18 protein-coding genes are annotated in these 20,984 nt (G+C 40.9%); 13 read left to right on the forward strand and 5 right to left on the reverse strand.

Translation table 11 applies throughout. From position 1 onward, the window contains the following. Window positions 1-24 precede the first annotated feature (24 nt). Window positions 25-729, reverse strand: a complete 705-nt coding sequence (locus tag G3567_RS01670) for an ABC transporter ATP-binding protein (protein ID WP_164003494.1) — start codon at window positions 727-729, stop codon at window positions 25-27. A gap of 9 nt (window positions 730-738) precedes the next feature. Then, a complete protein-coding gene (locus tag G3567_RS01675) occupies window positions 739-2,214 on the reverse strand; it encodes a DUF5687 family protein (RefSeq protein WP_164003495.1) in 1,476 nt (491 codons plus the stop codon). 124 nt (window positions 2,215-2,338) lie between these two features. On the opposite strand from G3567_RS01675, the gene G3567_RS01680 reads away from it, so the two are divergent. From G3567_RS01680 to accC, 7 genes are all read left to right on the forward strand, one after another. After that, window positions 2,339-3,952: a M14 family metallopeptidase gene (locus tag G3567_RS01680; protein ID WP_164003497.1), complete on the forward strand. Its 1,614-nt coding sequence runs from the start codon at window positions 2,339-2,341 to the stop codon at window positions 3,950-3,952. Window positions 3,953-3,955: 3 nt separating this feature from the next. Further along, entirely contained in the window at window positions 3,956-5,689 is a 1,734-nt protein-coding gene (locus G3567_RS01685) for a M14 family metallopeptidase (protein WP_164003499.1), read from the forward strand. 68 nt (window positions 5,690-5,757) lie between these two features. Further along, complete coding sequence (locus G3567_RS01690; protein ID WP_164003501.1) at window positions 5,758-6,291, forward strand: 3-hydroxyanthranilate 3,4-dioxygenase; 534 nt, start codon at window positions 5,758-5,760, stop codon at window positions 6,289-6,291. Window positions 6,292-6,344: 53 nt separating this feature from the next. Then, entirely contained in the window at window positions 6,345-7,898 is a 1,554-nt protein-coding gene (gene amaB, locus G3567_RS01695; protein ID WP_164003503.1) for an L-piperidine-6-carboxylate dehydrogenase, read from the forward strand. Between the two features lie 212 nt (window positions 7,899-8,110). Further along, the gene (locus tag G3567_RS01700; RefSeq protein WP_164003505.1) at window positions 8,111-9,106 is read left to right on the forward strand and encodes a beta-ketoacyl-ACP synthase III; all 996 of its coding nucleotides are present in this window, start codon (window positions 8,111-8,113) and stop codon (window positions 9,104-9,106) included. Window positions 9,107-9,126: 20 nt separating this feature from the next. After that, entirely contained in the window at window positions 9,127-9,624 is a 498-nt protein-coding gene (accB, locus tag G3567_RS01705; protein WP_164003507.1) for an acetyl-CoA carboxylase biotin carboxyl carrier protein, read from the forward strand. 46 nt (window positions 9,625-9,670) lie between these two features. Beyond that, window positions 9,671-11,032: an acetyl-CoA carboxylase biotin carboxylase subunit gene (accC, locus tag G3567_RS01710; RefSeq protein WP_164003510.1), complete on the forward strand. Its 1,362-nt coding sequence runs from the start codon at window positions 9,671-9,673 to the stop codon at window positions 11,030-11,032. Window positions 11,033-11,087: 55 nt separating this feature from the next. On the opposite strand, the gene hemF is transcribed toward accC, so the two are convergent. Beyond that, complete coding sequence (gene hemF, locus G3567_RS01715) at window positions 11,088-11,990, reverse strand: oxygen-dependent coproporphyrinogen oxidase (protein WP_164003512.1); 903 nt, start codon at window positions 11,988-11,990, stop codon at window positions 11,088-11,090. Between the two features lie 139 nt (window positions 11,991-12,129). Here hemF and G3567_RS01720 point away from each other — a divergent pair, with 139 nt between their 5' ends. Beyond that, window positions 12,130-13,272, forward strand: a complete 1,143-nt coding sequence (locus G3567_RS01720; protein WP_164003514.1) for a cystathionine gamma-synthase — start codon at window positions 12,130-12,132, stop codon at window positions 13,270-13,272. 35 nt (window positions 13,273-13,307) lie between these two features. On the opposite strand, the gene G3567_RS01725 is transcribed toward G3567_RS01720, so the two are convergent. Further along, complete coding sequence (locus G3567_RS01725) at window positions 13,308-14,108, reverse strand: THC0290_0291 family protein (protein WP_164003516.1); 801 nt, start codon at window positions 14,106-14,108, stop codon at window positions 13,308-13,310. A 184-nt stretch (window positions 14,109-14,292) separates the two neighbouring features. On the opposite strand from G3567_RS01725, the gene gdhA reads away from it, so the two are divergent. The 3 genes from gdhA (at window position 14,293) to recO (ending at window position 18,771) form a co-directional block, all read left to right on the forward strand. Further along, the gene (gdhA, locus tag G3567_RS01730) at window positions 14,293-15,636 is read left to right on the forward strand and encodes an NADP-specific glutamate dehydrogenase (RefSeq protein WP_164003517.1); all 1,344 of its coding nucleotides are present in this window, start codon (window positions 14,293-14,295) and stop codon (window positions 15,634-15,636) included. 124 nt (window positions 15,637-15,760) lie between these two features. After that, complete coding sequence (gene porZ, locus G3567_RS01735; RefSeq protein WP_164003518.1) at window positions 15,761-18,052, forward strand: type IX secretion system anionic LPS delivery protein PorZ; 2,292 nt, start codon at window positions 15,761-15,763, stop codon at window positions 18,050-18,052. Next, on the forward strand, window positions 18,052-18,771 hold the full coding sequence (recO, locus tag G3567_RS01740) for a DNA repair protein RecO (RefSeq protein WP_164003519.1): 720 nt from the start codon (window positions 18,052-18,054) through the stop codon (window positions 18,769-18,771). Before porZ ends, recO begins: the two co-directional genes overlap by 1 nt. On the opposite strand, the gene G3567_RS01745 is transcribed toward recO, so the two are convergent. After that, entirely contained in the window at window positions 18,772-19,548 is a 777-nt protein-coding gene (locus tag G3567_RS01745; protein WP_164003520.1) for a TerB family tellurite resistance protein, read from the reverse strand. 149 nt (window positions 19,549-19,697) lie between these two features. Between G3567_RS01745 and G3567_RS01750 the strand changes: the two genes are divergently transcribed. Next, a complete protein-coding gene (locus G3567_RS01750) occupies window positions 19,698-20,108 on the forward strand; it encodes a BrxA/BrxB family bacilliredoxin (RefSeq protein ID WP_164003521.1) in 411 nt (136 codons plus the stop codon). A 136-nt stretch (window positions 20,109-20,244) separates the two neighbouring features. Further along, entirely contained in the window at window positions 20,245-20,982 is a 738-nt protein-coding gene (locus G3567_RS01755) for a lysophospholipid acyltransferase family protein (protein WP_164003522.1), read from the forward strand. Window positions 20,983-20,984: the final 2 nt, after the last annotated feature.

The following is a 20,984-nucleotide window of genomic DNA, read 5'->3' on the forward strand; positions in this document are numbered from 1 at the left end:
TTTTTGTATCCAAAAATAAACAAATTACCTCTCAAAATAGAGTTCCAGCTCCTTCAGTGTGGCTTCGCCGGTATAAATATCTTTTACAAGCTCCCCTTTATCCAGAACCACGATACGTTCACAAACCTCGGTCACATGCATCAGGTCATGACTTGAAACCAAAACCGTGACGTTTTTCTGAGAAGACAATTCTCTGATGATTTTTTTGAGTCGTATTTGAGTAGTGGGGTCAAGATTGGCAAAAGGTTCATCTAAAATCACAACTTCAGGATTGCCGATAAGGGCCGCTACAATTCCAGCTTTCTTTTGGTTTCCTTTGGAAAGATCTCTGAGGTATTTTTTCTGATTGAGGATCTCTCCGTGAAAAAAGTCCTCAAACTCTGCCAGAAGCTCGTCTACCTCAGCTTTAGAGGTGTCGCGCAAATCTCCGATAAAATAAAAATATTCTTCTGCAGTAAGATAGCCTATCAAAAAGCTTTCATCGATAAAAGAAGAGGTGAAAGGTTTCCAGTCTTCGCTTTCGCTTACCACAAACCCCTTGTTTATTATCTGTCCTGTGGTGGGTTTAATCAGGTCCAGGAGCAAACTAAAAAAGGTGGTTTTCCCGGCACCGTTATTTCCTACTAAACCAAAGCTTTGTCCTTTTGGAATGTCTAAAGCTTCGATGTCTAAAACTTTATCGGTCTTGTAAGTCTTGGATAAATTTTGAACTTGAATGATCGTTTCCATAAGAGGTAGTTATTTTTTTTCTGAAAATGCTGAAATGGTTTTGTATTTATTCTTTTGATAAAGGCTCTCGATAATTTTTAAGAAATAGGATTTAAAAATCAATCCCAGAAGCCCGCTTAATGCCAGCGCAATAATTCCTGCATCAAAACTGATAAGCTTATAAGGCACGTAAAAAATGAGCATAGGCCCAAGGATTTTTGGTAAACTGATAAGCAATTGTGTAGGATTAAAACCCTGAGTATTGCTGAAGGCTTTTGCTTTCTGGTTGAGTTCTATAGGCACCCTGTTGAGCGCACCACCATATAACGTAATAAACGAATTGAGTCCGATATTGAAGGAGGCCCCTGCGGCGATCATCGCATAGATATCCCAGCCAAAATAGATATAGGGCGTACTCAATACAAAGGACACTGCACAGCCAATAGCCATCAGCAACCATTTGGACTCCAGGTATTGTTTGTAAGATATGTTTTGACTCATCATCAGTTTGTAATACTCACTATCCCAGGAAGGCACCAGTTGCCCAAAAGTGATGAGAAACCCCCCGGTTACAAAAACGGATGCAAAGGCTAAAAATACCGGCATATCTTTATACGTATCTCCGGTAAAAAAAATAAGACCGTAAAACAGAAAGAGAAAAGACATCAGCAGCACCTGTTTTGGTCTGGCATTTCTGGTAATCATTTTGACATCGTTTTTTAAGAAGGTGGCCAGGGTTCCAAACCGGTTTAAAAATTCAAGATTGTAATTCCTGAATTTTTGTTTTTTGGGCTGTACAGCCCCATCTACATAAAAATTGGTTCTAAGCAGTTTATAATTCATTTTGAATAACAAAAACACAAGGGCTACTGGAACCAAAACGGTATAACCAAGTTTGTAAAATGAATTGAAGAAAACGCCCGTATAAGGTGTGATGTCGAACACATCAAAATAGTGCAGGCCAATAAAAGAAGACAGCAGGGCTATAACTACAAAAAATACCGTGTTGTTTTTATTTAGAATGAAATTTAGAAAATTAATTGAAAAACTGATAGACAGAATACCAGCAAACCAAATCAAGACCATGACCGGGTTATAAGCTTTTACCATCAAAACAACAGCCAGCGGTATGAAAAATAAGAGGGGTAAAATATTAAAAAAAGAAAAGGATGTTTTTAAAAGTAAAAATCGAATCACCTCCTGTCGCTTTATAGGGAGCAGTAGCATGGGTTTGATATTCATCACCGGCAACTGCTGCATGAAGTACCTTAAGGTCAAATCGCCGAGCACCCAGTAAATCAAATAATTATTAATCAGGGTAAAAGGATCCTGATCAGGAATCGCCTTCTTAAAAATAAAGAAAACACCAGTACCGGCTAAAATGGCCAGACTTGCAAAATAAAGCGCTCCCAGAAGCATCAGGATTTTAATAGCCAGACCTTTTTCAAAAAAAGAAGAGCGTCTAAATTGTTTCCACTCCAGGCTTAGGAATCGTTTAGTAGTCATCTTGATAGGTTTCTAAGGTTAGTCTGAGGTCTGTAGAATTGTTACACCCTTAAGCCTAAAAATTAAGTTTAATATTTCATTTTGATACCTATTAAATATAGCTATTTTTATAAAAATTTTAAAAATGAAGCACATCCCCGTAATCCTAATGTTGATTTTGGCGCAAAGCTTAGCTTTTGCCCAGGACAATTATCCGGACCTTAAACAGATATCTAAACGCTTAAAAGCCCTGGATAAAAATTCCAGCGTGAACTTATCCACCTTAACCGAAACTGCAGGAAGACAAGACATTTATGTCCTTAAAATAGGCACGGGCGACCTTGATAACAAACCTGCTATTGCTGTTATGGGCGGAGTGGAAGGTTATCATGTACTAAGCGTTGAGCTTGCTTTGCAGTTTGCCGAACGCCTGGTCACAGAAGAGGCGAAAGCTTTGGAGGAAACCACATTTTATATCTTCCCCAACATGTCTCCTGATGCTTACGCTCAATACCATGAAGAACTGAAGTATGAGCGCCGGGGAAATGCATCCAATCTGGACCACGATCGCGACGGTAGATTGAATGAAGACCCCTATGAAGACTTAAACAAGGATGGTCTTATTACCCAACTACGTATCGAAAGTCCTTTAGGAAAATACGTCCCACATCCCAGCGATCCCAGAGCGATGATGGAAGTGGACACTTCCTCTTCCTCTGCAACGCGTTATAGGCTGTATTCTGAAGGTCTTGACAACGACAAGGATGATAAATTCAATGAAGGCCTGAAAGAAGGCTATGCCTTTAACAAAATTTTTAGTTTCAAATTCCCGGTCTTTGAACCTCTTGCTGGTGATTATGCGGTTTCACAAAAAGAAACCAGGGCCTTGCTGGACTACCTTTATAAGCAGTTCAACATTTATGCCTTTGTAACCTTTGGGCCTGCGAATAATTTGTCTTCTCCGCTTAAATACAATGCGCAGGAAGCCAAAAAAAGAATTGTTTCTTCTCCTTTGGAAGGGGATGTCGCTATCAACAAAATGATCTCGGAAATCTACAACGAAAGCATTTCTCAAAAACCTTATAAACAGGATAATCAGGGAACCGATGGAGATTTTTTCCAGTGGGCTTATTTCCATTTTGGAAGATTGAGCTTTAGCACCCCAGGCTGGTGGGTTCCGGAAGCCAAAAAGGATACGACCTCTACTTCAGATCAAAAGATTAAGGAAACGGAAGTTTCAAACTTCCTGAAATGGGCAGAGCAGGAAAACCTCAGCAACGTGTTTGTGGCATGGGAAAAAATAGAGCATCCCGACTTTAAAAATCAAACAGTGGAAGTGGGTGGTGTAAAGCCTTTTGTGATGCATAATCCTCCCTTTTCAAAAGTGGACAGCATTGCCACAGAGCATACGCATTTTATTCTGAAACTGGCGCAGCAGCAACAAAAGCTGGAGTTTCACAACCTAAAAGTAGAAGATTTAAAAGGGGGGCTTAAGCGCATTACGGTAGACTTGCTCAACAACGGCAATTTACCCTCACATTCAGAATTAGGTCAGCGTTCGCGTTGGCTAAAAAAAATAAGAGTAGACCTGGGTGCATCCGAAGAGGATATCCTTGTGGGTAATACCGTTGAATTGATCGACAGAATGGAAGCTCTGGAAACGAAAACGCTATCCTGGATTGTAAAAGGAAGCGGGAACATAAATTTGAAAGCCGGAGCGCCTCACACGGGTTTTGCAGACATAAACATAAACTTATAAGTCATGAAAATTATCAATTATACGACTCTCTTTTCTTTAGCTATTTTAGTGCTGTTTGGTTCTGCTTCCCAGGCACAGGAAAAATTTTTCAGAGCTATAGGAACCCCACATCAGCCGAAAGTAGAGGCCAGCTGGAATCGCTACAACACCTATGCTGGTATTGTGGATCTGATGAAAAAAATTACCGATGCCTATCCGGAATTAACCCGACTGGAAAGCATAGGAAAATCCTACGAAGGCCGGGATATTTACATGCTGGCTGTTTCCGATTTCAACACAGGAGATCCGGATGAAAAACCAGCGATGTACATCGATGGTAATATCCATTCCAATGAAATACAGGGCGCTGAATTTTCATTATATACCGCCTGGTACCTCACAGAGATGTTTGGCGAACTGGAGTTTATAAACCAGTTACTGAAGGATAAAACCTTTTACATCGTCCCTACGATTAATCCAGATGCCAGGGATAATTATATGAAAGAGCCCAACACGCCACATTCACCAAGATCCGGCATGATCGTTCTGGACAACGACGGAGATGGGAATGCCGGCGAAGACGGTTTTGACGACCTCAACAAGGATAATCACATCACTTACATGATTCGCAAATCCCCAACCGGGCAATACATCAAAGACCCTCAGGACAACAGGCGCCTGATACGCGTTCCTATGGAGGAACAGGGAGACTATGAAATGCTTGGTTTTGAAGGAATCGATAATGACAATGACGGAGAAGTCAATGAAGATGGTATAGGTTACTACGATCCCAACAGAGACTGGGGCTGGAAATGGCAGCCGGATTATGTGCAGCGTGGCGCTTACAAGTATCCGTTCAGTTTGCCAGAAAGCAGAGCTGTTGCGGACTTCGTTATGAAACACCCTAATATTGCCGGAGCGCAAAGTTATCATAACTACGGCGGTATGATATTGAGAGGGCCCGGGGCAGAAGAAGATGTTGACACTTACAACCGGGAAGATATTCGCATTTACGATGCCATTGCAGAAAAAGGGGAAGAGATGATTCCCGGCTATCGCTACCTCACCGTTTACAAGGATCTGTATTCTGTATTTGGCGGTGAGTTAGACTGGTTTTACGGCGGCCGAGGAATTTATACTTACACCAATGAGCTCATGGTGTCCTATCTGTATTTTCACGAAAATAAAGGAAGAGGCAACCAGGAAGAAGAACTGAAAGTCGATAAATATTTGACGTTTGGCGATGCTTTTGTAGACTGGAAAGCGTACAATCATACTCAATATGGTGAGATTGAAATTGGAGGCTTCAAAAAGAACTTTGGAAGAGCACATCCGGGCTTTCTCCTGGAACAGGACGCTCATCGAAATATGGCCTTCACCATTTACCATGCTTACCAGACTCCAAAGCTTAGCATTATAAACGTAGAAGAGAAATCCATAGGCAATGGCCTTAAGGAAATAACAGCTACCATTTATAATGAACGCTTAATGCCTACACACAGCAGCCAGGATTTAAAGTATAATATTGAACGCCCGGACCTGGTAAGCATTTCCAATGCAGATGTAGTAGCGGGTATGATTGTGGAAGATGAGGATTTCAATAAAGCTTCAGAGCAGGTTCAAAACCCGGAAACCATGAGGGTTTCGAATATACCGGGCATGGGAACTGTAAAAGTAAGATGGATTGTTTCGGGTGGTAAAAATTATAAGATTGACGTAGATTCTGAAAAAGGCGGAAAACTATCCTGGAGCAAATAATGCTAATCTAAACTTAAGCCGAAGTCTATATAAGGAGCCTTTTATTACTTTTAAAGCAAATAAAAAAAATGAGTGTTTCAAAACCTTTCAATCTGAACCAGTGGATAAAAGAAAATCGAGAGTTACTAAAGCCTCCTGTTGGCAATAAAAACCTCTACAAAGATTCCGGGGATTATATTGTCATGATTGTTGGCGGACCCAATGCGCGTAAGGATTACCATTACAATGAAACCGAAGAATTATTTTATCAGCTGGAGGGTGAGATCGAGGTGCATATTCAAGAATATGGCGAAAAAAAAACCATGACTTTAGGACCTGGGGACATGTATTTACATCCCGCCAAAACGCCACATTCACCGGTAAGAAAAGAAGGGTCTATCGGACTGGTTATTGAACGAAAACGCAGTCACCTCGATGTAAAAGACGGATTACTTTGGTTTTGCGATAATTGTAATCATAAATTACATGAAGTTTATTTCCCGCTTGATAATATCGAAAAAGATTTTTTAAAACATTTCGAAGCATTCTATTCCAGAGAAGACTTGAGAACCTGTGATAAGTGTGGTGAAGTCATGCCCGTAGATAAACGACTTACAGCTTAAACCAGGAGCTAATTTAATTTTCATAAATTCGTTTCAAATTAAAAAACAAAACAATGAGTACTATTTCAAAAGAATTTGGAATTGACGATGCCTTAAAGCAACTCGATGTCCAAACCGAAAATAAAGGAACTTCTGTAGGAGAAGATTTTTTCTCCAATGGAGAATTTATAGAATCCTACTCCCCTGTAGATGGGGCTTTGATTGGCAAAGTACAGGCCACTACAAAAGAGGATTATGAGAAAGTAGCCAGCACGGCTCACAAAGGTTTTAAAGAATGGAGAACCTGGCCGGCACCGGCCAGAGGAGAAGTGGTTCGTCAGTTCAACGATGAATTGCGAAGACTGAAAGCTCCGCTTGGTAAACTGGTTTCCTACGAAATGGGTAAATCTTACCAGGAGGGACTTGGAGAAGTCCAGGAAATGATAGATATCTGCGATTTTGCAGTAGGTCTGTCCAGACAGCTTCACGGGTTAACCATGCATTCTGAACGACCAGGCCACCGTATGTACGAGCAGTGGCATCCCTTAGGCGTGGTTGGTATTATTTCTGCATTCAATTTCCCTGTAGCGGTATGGTCCTGGAACACGGCTCTGGCCTGGGTTTGTGGCGATGCCTGCATCTGGAAAGGTTCCGAAAAGACCCCGCTCACCTCTGTGGCCTGCCAGAAAATCGCGGCAAGAGTCTTCAAGGAAAACAAGGTTCCGGAAGGCATTTCATCTTTGATTACAGGAGATTACAAAGTTGGAGAATATATGACTGAAGACAAACGTATTCCTTTAGTTTCCGCGACGGGTTCAATACGAATGGGAAGAATCGTTGCCCAGGCAGTAGCCAAACGTCTCGGTAAATCTTTACTGGAACTCGGCGGTAACAATGCCATCATTGTGACCCCGGATGCGGATATTAAAAACACGGTTATCGGTGCTGTTTTTGGAGCGGTGGGTACCTGTGGACAGCGTTGTACCTCAACCAGAAGACTTATCATACACGAGTCTATCTACGACAAAGTTAAAAATGCCATCGTTGATGCTTATCAGCAAATTCGCATTGGTAATCCTTTAGATGAAAACAATCACGTAGGGCCCCTCATCGATAAGGATGCGGTGAAAAATTATCTTCATGCGCTGGAAGAAGTCAAAAAAGAAGGCGGCAAAATTTTAGTAGAAGGCGGCGTTCTGGAAGGAGAGGGTTACGAAAGCGGCTGCTATGTCAAACCAGCCATTGCAGAGGCAAAAAATGAGTTTGAAATCGTTCAGCATGAAACCTTTGCTCCTGTGCTTTATATCATGAAATATTCCGGAGAAGTAGATAATGCCCTTGAATTGCAAAATGGTGTTGTCCAGGGATTGTCTTCTGCCATCATGACCAACAACCTGAGAGAAGCAGAACTATTTTTATCTGTGGAAGGATCGGATTGTGGAATCGCCAACGTCAATATCGGTACCTCGGGTGCAGAAATTGGCGGTGCCTTTGGAGGTGAAAAAGACACTGGCGGAGGAAGAGAATCAGGCTCCGATGCCTGGAAAGTCTACATGAGAAGGCAAACCAATACCATTAACTACACCAAAGACCTTCCGCTTGCTCAGGGGATAAAATTTGATTTGTAAATTCAAAAGGCTTTCAGGTCGAATTATTTTCGATTTGAAAGTTTTTTTGCTTTTAACTGACAGATATTCAACACGAGGTCTGAAAAAGCGATTATAATTAAATAACTGTTAAATAAATGTTGTCGCTGTTTTTTTGTTAGCAATGAAAAAACAACTTTATTTGCATAGTTATATACAGTGACTTTGAATTTGGAAAAAAAATTTATTTTTTTATGAGTGAGGTAAAAGCAGCCATCACCGCTGTGGGTGGGTATGTTCCGGAGTATGTGCTTACCAATGAAATCTTGGAAAACATGGTAGACACCAACGACGATTGGATTACTGCCAGAACAGGTATTAAAGAAAGACGCATTTTGAAGCAACCTAACCAAGGCTCTTCCTTTTTAGGGATAAAGGCCTGCGAAGATTTATTCAGCAAAACGTCAACAAAGCCTGAGGAGATCGATTTAGTCCTTTTTGCAACGGCAACACCAGACATGCCCGTGGCTTCTTCGGCAGCTTATCTTGCTTCTGAAATTGGTGCCGTCAATGCGTTTTCATTCGACTTGCAGTCGGCGTGTTCCAGTTTTCTTTATGGAATGTCTGTGGCCTCTGCGTATATTGAATCTGGAAAATACAAGCATATCTTGCTGGTTGGAGCCGATAAGATGTCATCCATAATAGATTATACCGACAGAAGTACATGTATTATATTTGGAGACGGCGGGGGTGCGGTTTTGTTTTCACCAAACACCGATGGCTTAGGATTACAGGATGAAATCTTAAGAACCGACGGGGCCGGTCGTCAGTTTTTGAAAATAGACGCTGGAGGCTCACAATTACCGGCTTCTGAAGAAACCATTAAAAATAAACAACATTTTGTGTTTCAGGATGGTAAAACAGTGTTTAAGTTTGCAGTATCCAATATGGCTGGAGTAAGTGAAGAAATCATGCAAAAAAACAAACTTACCAGTAAAGATGTCGATTGGCTGGTCCCGCATCAGGCCAACAAGCGCATCATTGATGCGACCTATAAACGTATGAATTTAGATTCAGAAAAAGTACTGATGAATATAGAGCGTTACGGAAACACAACCTCCGCAACTTTACCTTTATTATTAAGCGATTACGAAAAACAACTAAAGAAGGGAGATAATATTATATTTGCAGCATTTGGTGGTGGCTTCTCATGGGGCTCCATATATTTAAAATGGGCGTATAATTCTTAACCCCTTAAAAACTTAAAACTATGGATTTAAAGGAAATTCAAAACTTGATTAAATTTGTTGCAAAGTCTGGAGCTAGCGAAGTAAAACTTGAAATGGATGATGTAAAAATCACCATCAAAACCGGTAGTGAAGATGATGGCAGAACTTATGTTCAGCAGGTTCCCATGAACATGCCACAACAACAAATGCAACAAGCGCCTGTTCAAAACCAGCAACAGGCTCCTGCGCCTGCTCCGGCAACAGAGGCTGCCGCACCTAAAGCCAGCGAGAATGACAATTACGTGACTATAAAGTCTCCAATCATTGGAACGTTTTATAGAAAGCCTTCTCCAGACAAAGAAACCTATGTGGAAGTGGGTAGTGAAATAAAAGAAGGAGATGTACTTTGTACGATTGAAGCTATGAAACTTTTCAATGAAATCGAAAGCGAAGTTTCGGGTAAAATAGTAAAAGTCTTAGTGGATGATTCCTCACCGGTGGAATACGATCAACCTCTTTTCTTGGTAGATCCTTCCTAAGGAAGTCAGATGTTTTAGATTTTTTCTTTAACCAAAACAAACATTTATGTTTAAAAAAATTCTCATCGCCAATCGTGGTGAAATTGCCCTACGAATTATTCGTACCTGTAAAGAAATGGGCATAAAGACGGTTGCCGTTTATTCAACAGCAGATAAAGAAAGCTTACATGTAAGGTTTGCAGATGAAGCTGTTTGTATAGGTCCTGCGCCAAGCAGTGAATCCTATCTGAAAATTCCTAATATCATTTCAGCTGCAGAAATAACCAACGCAGATGCTATTCATCCCGGTTACGGGTTTTTGTCTGAAAACGCAGCGTTTTCAAAAATTTGTCAGGAACACGACATCAAGTTTATTGGTGCCAGTCCCGACATGATAAGCAGAATGGGAGATAAAGCGAGTGCCAAAGCAACGATGAAAGCTGCCGGTGTCCCCTGTGTCCCGGGATCTGAAGGGATTCTGAAAGACTTCGAGGACTGTAAAAAAGTAGCTGGTGAAATCGGGTATCCCGTTATGCTGAAGGCCACTGCTGGTGGTGGAGGAAAAGGGATGCGCGCCGTAAAAAGCGAAGACAAACTCGAAGCTGCCTGGGAATCTGCCAGACAGGAAGCCAAAGCTGGATTTGGAAATAATGACATGTATATGGAAAAGCTAATTGAAGAGCCTCGCCATATCGAAATACAAATCGTTGGAGACCAAACAGGCAAAGCCTGCCATTTATCTGAAAGGGACTGTTCTGTACAAAGAAGACATCAAAAACTGACCGAAGAAACCCCTTCTCCTTTTATGACCGATGAACTTCGTGAAAAAATGGGAAATGCTGCTGTGAAAGCCGCAGAATTTATCAAATATGAAGGTGCCGGAACCATAGAATTCTTGGTCGATAAGCATAGGAATTTCTATTTCATGGAAATGAATACGCGTATCCAGGTTGAGCATCCTATTACCGACGAAGTGGTAGACCACGACTTGATAAGAGAGCAAATTCTGGTCGCTGCCGGGGTTCCGATTTCAGGGAAAAACTACTATCCTAAATTACATTCCATAGAATGCAGGATAAACGCTGAAGATCCTTTTCATAATTTCAGACCTTCTCCAGGAAAAATAGAAACTTTACACCTGCCCGGCGGTCACGGCGTGAGAGTTGATACGCATGTTTACAGTGGGTATACCATACCACCAAACTACGATTCAATGATTGCTAAACTTATAGCAACCGCTCAAACCCGACCTGAAGCCATAAGCAAAATGAAAAGAGCATTGAGCGAATTTGTTATAGAAGGCATTAAAACGACAATACCCTTTCACAAGCAATTGATGGAACATCCAGATTATGTGGAAGGAAATTACACTACAAAATTCATGGAAGACTTCGTTCTGCAGGAAGTTGAAGACGAAGACGACGAATAGATAATGTTGATTTGAACCTAAAAAAGGCTGTTTTTTTTAAAACAGCCTTTTTTAGTTATACCCATGCTTTGGGATTAGCCAAGACGTGTACCAGCTTTTCTTCTTCAGAACCCGACTCAGGGTGATAGTTGTATTGCCACTGAACATGAGGCGGAAGGCTCATGAGTATACTTTCAATTCTGCCATTGGTTTTTAAACCAAATAAAGTGCCTTTATCATGCACAAGATTGAATTCCACATAACGACCCCGTCTGATTTCCTGCCAGTTTCGCTGTTCTTTAGAATACTCAAGCGCTTTCCGTTTTTCTACAATGGGAACATAAGCTTCCAGAAAACTATCGCCAACATGCGTCACGAAGTCATAGATTTCCTCTAAACTTCGCCCTGAAGTTGGTTTTAAATAATCGAAAAACAGCCCCCCTACACCTCTGCCTTCTCCCCGGTGTGCATTCCAGAAATACTTGTCACAATTAGCCTTATAATCAGAATATAAATGCTCTCCAAAAGGATCACAGGCCTGTTTAGAAACCCTGTGGAAGTGCCTAGCATCGTCTTCAAAAAGATAATACGGCGTAAGGTCTTGTCCGCCCCCAAACCATTGATCGATGACCTTCCCCTGTCTGTTATACATTTCGAAGTATCTGAAATTCGCATGCACCGTGGGCACCATGGGACTTTTAGGATGCAAGACCAGACTAATGCCACAGGCAAAAAAATCACAATCCTGCACATTAAAATAGTTCTGCATAGCTTCAGGTAAATCTCCGTGAACTGCAGAAATATTAACGCCCCCTTTTTCAAAAACAGAACCATTTTCAATCACTCTGGTCCTTCCCCCTCCGCCTTCTTTTCTTTCCCAGATATCCTCTGAAAACGAAGCGGTACCGTCTATAGATTCAAGTTTATCAGTAATGCTGTCCTGAAGTTGTTCTATATAGCTGTAAAATTTGTCTTTCATAATTATACTGTCAAAATCGATGTAAAAATAAAGCTTTTTAAAAGCTTCAGTCGTTGATTTTGTTAAGAATAGGATAAACTAAAAATACGAATGCGGTAGAGATAAAACAAGATTGTACTTTAGTTCTAAATAGTTTCACATGAAATTCAATACAAAAACGATACATGGCGGACAGCATAACATAGACCCTGCCTATGGATCGGTGATGACTCCCATTTACCAAACGACAACATACAGCCAAACCTCCCCGGGTAGTCATAAGGGCTTTGAATACTCCAGAGGCGGCAACCCAACCCGCTCTGCTCTTGAAAAATCTCTGGCTTCCATAGAAAACGGAAAACACGGACTTGCATTTGGCTCCGGTCTTGCTGCCATTGATGCAATACTTAAAACCCTGAAACCTGGAGATGAAGTCATCTCCACCAGCGATCTTTATGGAGGTACTTACCGGTTATTCAACCGTATTTTTAAAGAGTTTGGAATTCAGTTTCACTTTGTAGGCATGCAGGACGCCGAAACTCTAGTGTCTCACATCAATGATAAAACAAAAATGATCTGGGTTGAAACGCCAACCAACCCTATGATGAGCATCATCGATTTAGAAGCGGTTGCCAAAGTTTCCAGGAAACACAAGCTTCTACTTGCGGTCGACAATACCTTTGCAACGGCTTATCTGCAACAGCCTCTGGATTATGGCGCCGATATAGTCATGCACAGCGCAACCAAATACCTTGGCGGACACAGCGATGTGGTCCTGGGCTCCATAGTCGTAAATGACGACAGCCTGGCCGAAAAGTTATATTTTATTCAAAATGCGAGCGGGGCAATTCCAGGTCCCATGGACTGTTTTCTGGTCCTGAGAGGCATTAAAACCCTTCACGTAAGAATGCAGCGGCATTGTGAAAATGCAAAGGCAGTAGCTGAATATTTAAAGAGCCATCCCAAAGTTCAGAACGTGTATTGGCCAGGGCTTAAAACCCATCCAAACCATGATATCGCCAAAAAACAAATGAAAGATTTTGGAGGAATGGTTTCATTCACAACCCGGGACAATTCGTATGAAAAGGCTATAACATTTTTGGAAAAACTAAAGGTTTTCACACTGGCAGAATCCCTCGGGGGAGTAGAATCCCTGGCAGGACATCCGGCGAGTATGACTCACGGCAGTATTCCCAAAACAGAACGTGAGAACACAGGGATTGTAGATTCTTTAATCCGGTTGAGTGTAGGAATTGAAGACAAAGCCGATTTGATTGAAGACCTGGAACAGGCATTAGGCTAGGCTAGCAGGCTTAAGGCCTATTTAAAAAAGAGAATCTACCACTCTAGATTATAGATGTAGCCAAAACTCAGCCAGAACATCCAGTCATCGTATTTATTTTGAGGACCGATGGGTCTGAGCCCGTCGACAAGATCTGAAAAATAACGATGCCACCTGAATTCCACAAAAAGATCGGATTTCCGTGAATAATGGTATTTTAATCCAACCTGAAGATTTACAGAAGATGTCGCATTTGGATTATTTGTAAAGGCAGGCTCTTCTCCTGGAGCCGCAAGGAAAGTAGGGAATGTGGTTTCAGGTAACCCGAGCCCTCCCTCTAAAGTGGTATCGGCGAGTGGTGAATAATACACAAAATTGTAGCCTATTCCAGCGTAGGGAGTCAAAGCACCAGCTCTTCTTTCAAATTCGATAATTCTCATCAAATAATACTCAAGACCTGTTCCGGCTTCAAAAACACTGGCATTGCCAAACATAGCCCGTAGTTGCAAACCGCCCTGGCTCTGTTTCTCAGACCAGTGTCCAAAGTGGTTCTTATCGGTGGAGTGATAGGATATGGTGGACCGCACTGAAAAATGTTCATTGAAATATGATCCTAAAAAGGCTCTGGTGCCATAACAATTCCCGCAGCCAAAGGATAGGTAATGACTCACCCCTATGCCTACCCCTGAATTTTTGAGATTGGATTCCACATCGTAGCGCAGACCATAGTCACCTCTGAAAGAAACTGGTCCGGCCATGATCGAAATATCATGCGTGATTTGAGAATAAACTTCCGTTTTAATTCCTAGAACTATAAACCATAAGAAAGCAATGAGGGTATAATGCTTGTACTTCATGAAAGGGAATTAATAAAAACAAATATAGAAAAACAAAAAAGCAAAGCAATTTTAATTTTGAAATATGATTTTCTAAACATTTAACGCTCAAGCAAATATTAATCAAATTTTAAGGCATCTCTAAAATCGAAATTATATCTTTGCGAAACTATTAAAAAATCAACCAATAAATAAGAATAATCAAATGAATAAAGAGTTAAAAAGTTTCCTAGACACTGTTTCAGATAGAAACCCCAATCAGCCAGAATTTTTACAGGCCGTACACGAAGTGGCAGAGGCTATTATTCCGTTCATGGAACAAAACCCAAAGTATAAAAACCACAAATTATTGGAGCGTATGGTAGAACCAGAACGTGTGGTTATGTTCAGAGTGACCTGGGTAGATGATCATGGAGACATGCAGGTCAATAGAGGGTATAGAGTTCAGATGAATTCTGCCATAGGCCCTTACAAAGGCGGCTTGAGATTTCACCCTTCTGTTAATCTCAGTATTTTGAAGTTTTTAGCTTTTGAACAGGTTTTCAAAAACAGCCTGACAACCCTGCCTTTGGGTGGCGGTAAAGGAGGCTCCGATTTCGATCCTAAAGGAAAATCTGATAATGAAGTGATGCGTTTTTGTCAAAGCTTTATGACAGAATTGTATAGACATATAGGTAATGACAAAGACGTCCCAGCCGGAGATATAGGTGTTGGTGGTCGTGAAATTGGATACCTCTTTGGACAATACAAGCGTATTCAGAATGAATTCACCGGTATTTTAACCGGTAAAGGCTACTCTTATGGAGGTTCGCTAATTCGTCCGGAAGCCACTGGTTATGGTAATGTTTACTTTACGAAAAGTATGCTGGAAACGCAGGGAGATACTTTAAAGAGTAAAACCATTTTGATTTCCGGCTCTGGTAACGTGGCACAGTATGCTGCAGAAAAAGCAATCGAACTTGGTGCAGTCATATTAACGATGTCTGACTCTAGCGGATACATTTATGACAAAGACGGAATTGATGGCGAAAAACTCAGCTTTATTATGGAGTTGAAAAATGTAAAACGCGGACGTATTAAAGAATACCTGGATGAGTACCCTGAGGCAACATACCATGAAGGCAAAACGCCTTGGAATGAGAAAGGAGATATCGCTATGCCTTGTGCTACTCAAAATGAACTCCTTAAGGAAGATGCTCAGGCCCTTGTGAATAATGGCTGTATTTTGGTAGGAGAAGGTGCAAATATGCCTTGTACTCCAGAAGCTATCGAAGTCTTCCACAAAAACAAAGTCTTGTTTTCTCCTGGGAAAGCCTCTAATGCTGGTGGTGTAGCTACTTCCGGACTTGAAATGTCGCAAAACTCAATGCGATACGGCTGGACTTCTGCAGAAGTAGATGAAAAACTAAAGCAAATCATGAACGATATCCATGAAGCTTGTGTCACTTATGGAAGAGATGAAAGCGGTTATGTGGATTATGTGAAAGGAGCCAACATCGCAGGCTTCGTGAAAGTAGCAGATGCTATGATTGCTCAGGGCGCAGTATAATCTGAGCCTGGAAACTTTCTAGAAAAGCCGGTTGAACTTATATTCGACTGGCTTTTTTAGGTTTAAATCTATTTTTTACAATAAATTCGACCCGATTTCAGTTTTAAGAACACAGATGATCTCCATGAAAAATTTTTCGTTTTTAATTTTAGTATTGCCCTGTTTTCTGATGGCTCAGGACTTTTCTGAGCGCTGGGAGAGTTATTATTCCTACTACAATATCACCGATTTACACGAAAGTGAAAACAAAATATATGCTGCTGCGGAAAACGTTTATTTTATTTATGATATCCCTTCACAGACACTTGAGAACGTCACCTCTATTCAAGGTTTGTCTGGCGAACAAATTTCAAAAATCTACCACTCCAAAGCTTATGGACTCACTTGCGTAGGTTATGAAAACGGGCTTCTGCAGATCGTGATGGATAACAACCAGAACATATTCACTGTGGTTGATATTAGAGACAAGATTTCTATTGCACCAAATGAGAAACGGATCAATCACTTTTTTGAATTCGACGGTATTTTATACATCGCTACAGATTTTGGTATTGCTGAATATAATCTGGAGAACTTAGAATTTGAAGAATCCTTCTTTATCGGCAACACTGGCGGAAAGATACAAGTGAATCAAATCGGAATTTTCGAAGGAAGAATATATGCGGCAACAACCGCAGAGGGGATAAAAACGGCCAGCATTGAAAACCCGAACCTTATAGATTTTCAGAATTGGCAAACAGAATATCCGGGAAACTGGAAGGGTGTGCTTTCGTTTTCAAACTCTGTATTTGGCTTGAGAAATAACAACAGTATTTACAGTTTGGAAACGGGTTCCGCCAGCCTTTTTATCGCGGTAGATTCTGAGGTATCCGGATTCAATGTCAGTGGCAATCAGCTCGTCATTACTTCGCGCAACCGAGTTCTGGCCTATAATTCTGAATTGAACCTCGAAGCCATTATCAGTCAGATTCAAGACGCAGACTTTGATATAAACACCGCCGCAGCAAGCAATGGACGATATTTCCTGGGACATGCGCGTTTAGGTTTATTGAATTTTGATTCAAATAATCTTCAGACCCATTCTGAAATAAGCCCGGAAGGCCCATTGCTAAATCGTATTTTCAGCCTGGAAACTACCCCTGCACAGCTTTGGGTTACGTTTGGGGAATACAATCAGTTCCTAAATCCCTTTCCGCTTAATTACAGGGGCTTAAGCCATCTTACGGCGGAAGGCTGGATCAATATCAATGTTGAAGCATTAAACAATGCTGCAGAATTATCGGATGTTTCTATAGATCCAAATGATTCTACCCGTGTGTTTATCAGCAGTTATTTTGATGGTCTTTTGGAACTTGTAAACCATGAGCTGGTACAAAAGTATGATTCCTCAAACAGTATAATCGAAGGTGTTCCGGGTAATGTAAATGACAACCGAATCGGTGCAAGTGTTTTTGATAATCAGGGGAATTTATATTTCATAAATTCAACCGCAGAGAATCCTTTAAAAAAGCTCAATACCAATGGCAATTTTGAAAATATCGACATGGCTGATGCTTTTCTAAACCCCACGGAAACCTCATCTTCCAAACTTGCCATAAACAACACTAATGCTATTTTTATAAGTACACTTAAAGACGGTATTATCGCTTATAATCCAAATACGAATACTTCAGCCCGCATCACAAGCAATGTGCCTGGAGTAGATTTTCCGGATACGTTTAATGTGAATCCCCACATTACAGCTTTAGAAATAGATCGAAATGACCGTCTGTGGATCGGAACCCAGGCAGGTCTGAGGGTAATGCCCAATCCTAACGCTGTTTTTGATGAAAATGCCAGAGTGAATGTTTCTCCTGTCATCATAGAAGATGTTGATGGCCTGCCTCAGGAACTCCTTTTTGAACAGTTTATTACAGACATAGAAACCGATGGGGCCAACAACAAATGGATTGCTACAGCAGATTCCGGAGTCTTTCAGGTGTCTCCAAACGGAAGAGAAATACTCAATATTTTCAATAAAGACAATTCTCCCCTGCCAACCAATAGTGTAAGAACTGTCGCCATTAATCAGGTTACAGGCGAAGTCTTCTTAGGAACAACGAACGGTTTACTGTCCTACTCCAGTCTCATAACCTCCGGCAATGAAAGCCTGGAAAATTTGAGGGCTTTTCCCAATCCTGTAAGACCAAATTATAACGGACTCGTTACGATAGACGGGCTAACCGATGGTGCCAATGTAAAAATTACAGATATTACAGGGAACCTGGTGTTTGAAGATTTTGCAGACGGGGGCACCCTGCAGTGGGATACCAGAGCCTTTGGAAGACACAAGGTGGCCTCTGGGGTTTACCTGATTATTGTTACCGGAGAAGATCAAATTGAAAACAAAGTGGGTAAACTCATGATTGTACGCTAATGCAAATCAAAACAAAAGCTTTAGTAATTTCTACTGTAAAATATGGTGAAGCCGATGTCATCGCCAAATGCCTGACTCTGGAAAAAGGCCTGGTATCCTATATGCTCAAGGGCATCCGAAAATCTAAACGCGGAAAGTTGAGAATGTCCATGTTTCAGCAACTCTCTCTTTTGGAAATCGAAGCTTTTCATAAAGACAACAAAAACCTTCAGTACCTCAAAGAAGTCAAGGTGTTTCATCCTTACCAGAGCCTGCAATCCAATGTTTATAAATCGACCATGGTGATGTTTCTGGCAGAGGTTTTGAAAAGCTGCATTCAGGAAGAAGAGAAAAATGAAGAGCTTTTTAATTTCCTGGAAGAAAGTTTCGTGTATCTGGACGAAGCTGAATCCATCAAAAATTTTCACCTGCATTTCATCGTCAGACTGACTCAGTTCCTCGGGTTTTATCCGGATAGCCAAAGCAACACCTTGCCGTATTTCGATATGCTAAACGGCGTTTTCCAGCTCAAAGCCCATAACTCCTATTCCTTGAACAATACGAATTCAGAATTACTTAAAAAACTGATGAACACCTCAGCATACAGTGAAGTAAACCAAATCAAACTCAATCAGGACCGAAGAAAAAGTTTTCTGGATTTTATGATGCTTTACTACGAACTGCACTTACAGGGTTTTAGAAAACCAAAATCACTTGAGGTTCTGCAGCAAATTTTTTAATTACAACCCCCGTTCTTTTTGAATGCGTTCATAGGCTTCCTGAACCTTGTTGAATTTTTCCTGAGCCCCTTTTCGATACACCTCATCCATGTGTTGAAGTTTGTCTGGATGAAATTTTTTGGCCATAGTTCGATATGCTTTTTTAACTTCAGCATCACTGGCCGACTTCTCGATTTCCAATATCTTATAGGCATTATCTGCAGATTTGAAAAACATGGCTTTAATGCTTTCAAAATCTGAATTTGAGACCTGAAGATTCTGAGAGATCTCCAGTAAGACCCGAAGTTCTGAATCGGACACATGACCATCGGCATTGGAGATATTGAAAAGAAAATGAAGAATTTGAAGCCTGACTTCATAGCGTACTCTTGGCCTGAGGTAGTTGCATATGTTGTCTACAGAAATTTCCCGATTTTTGATAACCTCGTTAAAAGTTCTGAATGTAGCATTGGCTCTTTCTTTTCCATAGGCCTGTACAAAATACATTCTCACAAAATCCATCTCCTGCTGGGTGACTTTGCCATCGGCTTTGATCACCAAAGAAGACAGAGAAAGCAGGTTAAGCTCAAAATCCCCCGGAGATACCTGTCCGCCCTGTTCCTGGAAAATTCTTCCAAATCCTCCACCACTACCAGAGGAGGAACTTCTGAAAACCCTGTCTAAAATAGAGCCTATCAGGAACCCGATAACAGCACCTCCAAAACGCATATAAAAAAAGCCAAGAATGGCACCAATCCACTTCAAATCGAATAATTTTGAATGCAAATATATAAGCATCACCTGGTATAATTCATAAATCTGATGCTTTTTTAAAGCAGATTAAACAATAGACAATAGATTTGAAATCATTATGTTAAGAACAAAGAAGATAAAAGACTATTTTATACATTTGTATTTAAATTCAGTTTAAATAAAAATCAAGATATATGTACCCACCAGAATTAGTAAGACCGATGCAGCAGGAATTAACCGCTGTAGGTTTTGATGAGTTAAAAAGCAAAGCTGATGTTGATGTTGCTTTGGCTAAGGAAGGAACAACTTTGGTAGTAGTCAATTCTGTATGTGGCTGTGCTGCTGCAAATGCTAGACCAGGCGCTATAAAATCACTTCAGAATGCTAAGACCCCGGACCATTTGGTCACCGTTTTTGCTGGAGTAGACAAAGAAGCTACCGATGAAGCCAGAGCGAAAATGATACCTTTCCCTCCAAGTTCACCATCTATGGCCCTATTCAAAGACGGAGAATTGGTTCATATGCTGGAAAGACATCACATTGAAGGCAGACCTGCAGAAATGATTGCAGATAACCTTATGGATGCTTATAACGAGCATTGCTAGAAACTAATACATTTTAAAAAAGCCACTTTTCACATGAAAAGTGGCTTTTTTTTTGCTGAAAATTTAAGATATCACCTAAAAATTAACCCTAAGTTGTAATTTTGATTTATAAGCTCACTTTCAATACCTCCTTCATATGAAGAACATTGTTTCCTATCCCCTGTCTGTTATTTTTTATCTCTTTTTTGGATTAACCCTGCTTATTTTTCATGTGTTACAATGGTTGTCTTTTAATCTTTTCGGTTATCAGGCCCATAAAAAAAGCGTAGACATTTTCAATTTTTTTCTGTTGCGCTGTCTGAATATAGTGGGAACCCGATTTCAGTATAACAATGCGTTTAAATTTGATCCCGATCGTCCTCACATCATTGTTTCCAATCACCAGAGCATGTTTGATATTCCACCCATCATCTGGTATATGAGACAACTCCACCCCAAGTTCATCAGTAAAAAGGAATTGGCTAAAGGTATTCCCGGTATCTCTTACAATCTAAGACATGGAGGCTCGGTGTTGATCGACAGAAAAAATTCTGGACAGGCTTTAAGCCAGATCAAAAAGCTGGGGCACTACATATGTGAAACCAAAAGAGCGGCTGTTATTTTTCCTGAAGGAACGCGAAGCAAAACAGGGATCCCAAAATCATTTGCGTTCAATGGGCTAAAAACGTTATTTGAAGCCTGTCCGGAAGCGGTCGTGGTTCCTGTGTGCATCAATAACTCATGGAAACTTCAGCGGGAGGGCATGTTCCCCCTGGGCGTAGGCGCCTTTTTAAAACTTGACGTTTTACAACCCCTGGAAGTGAAAGATTTCGAAATCGCGGAGTTGATTCAGCGCATCGAAAAGAATATTACAGAAAACCTTGAACTAGATTAAGC

This window comes from Psychroflexus aurantiacus (genome assembly GCF_010820555.1).
GTDB lineage: Bacteria > Bacteroidota > Bacteroidia > Flavobacteriales > Flavobacteriaceae > Psychroflexus > Psychroflexus aurantiacus.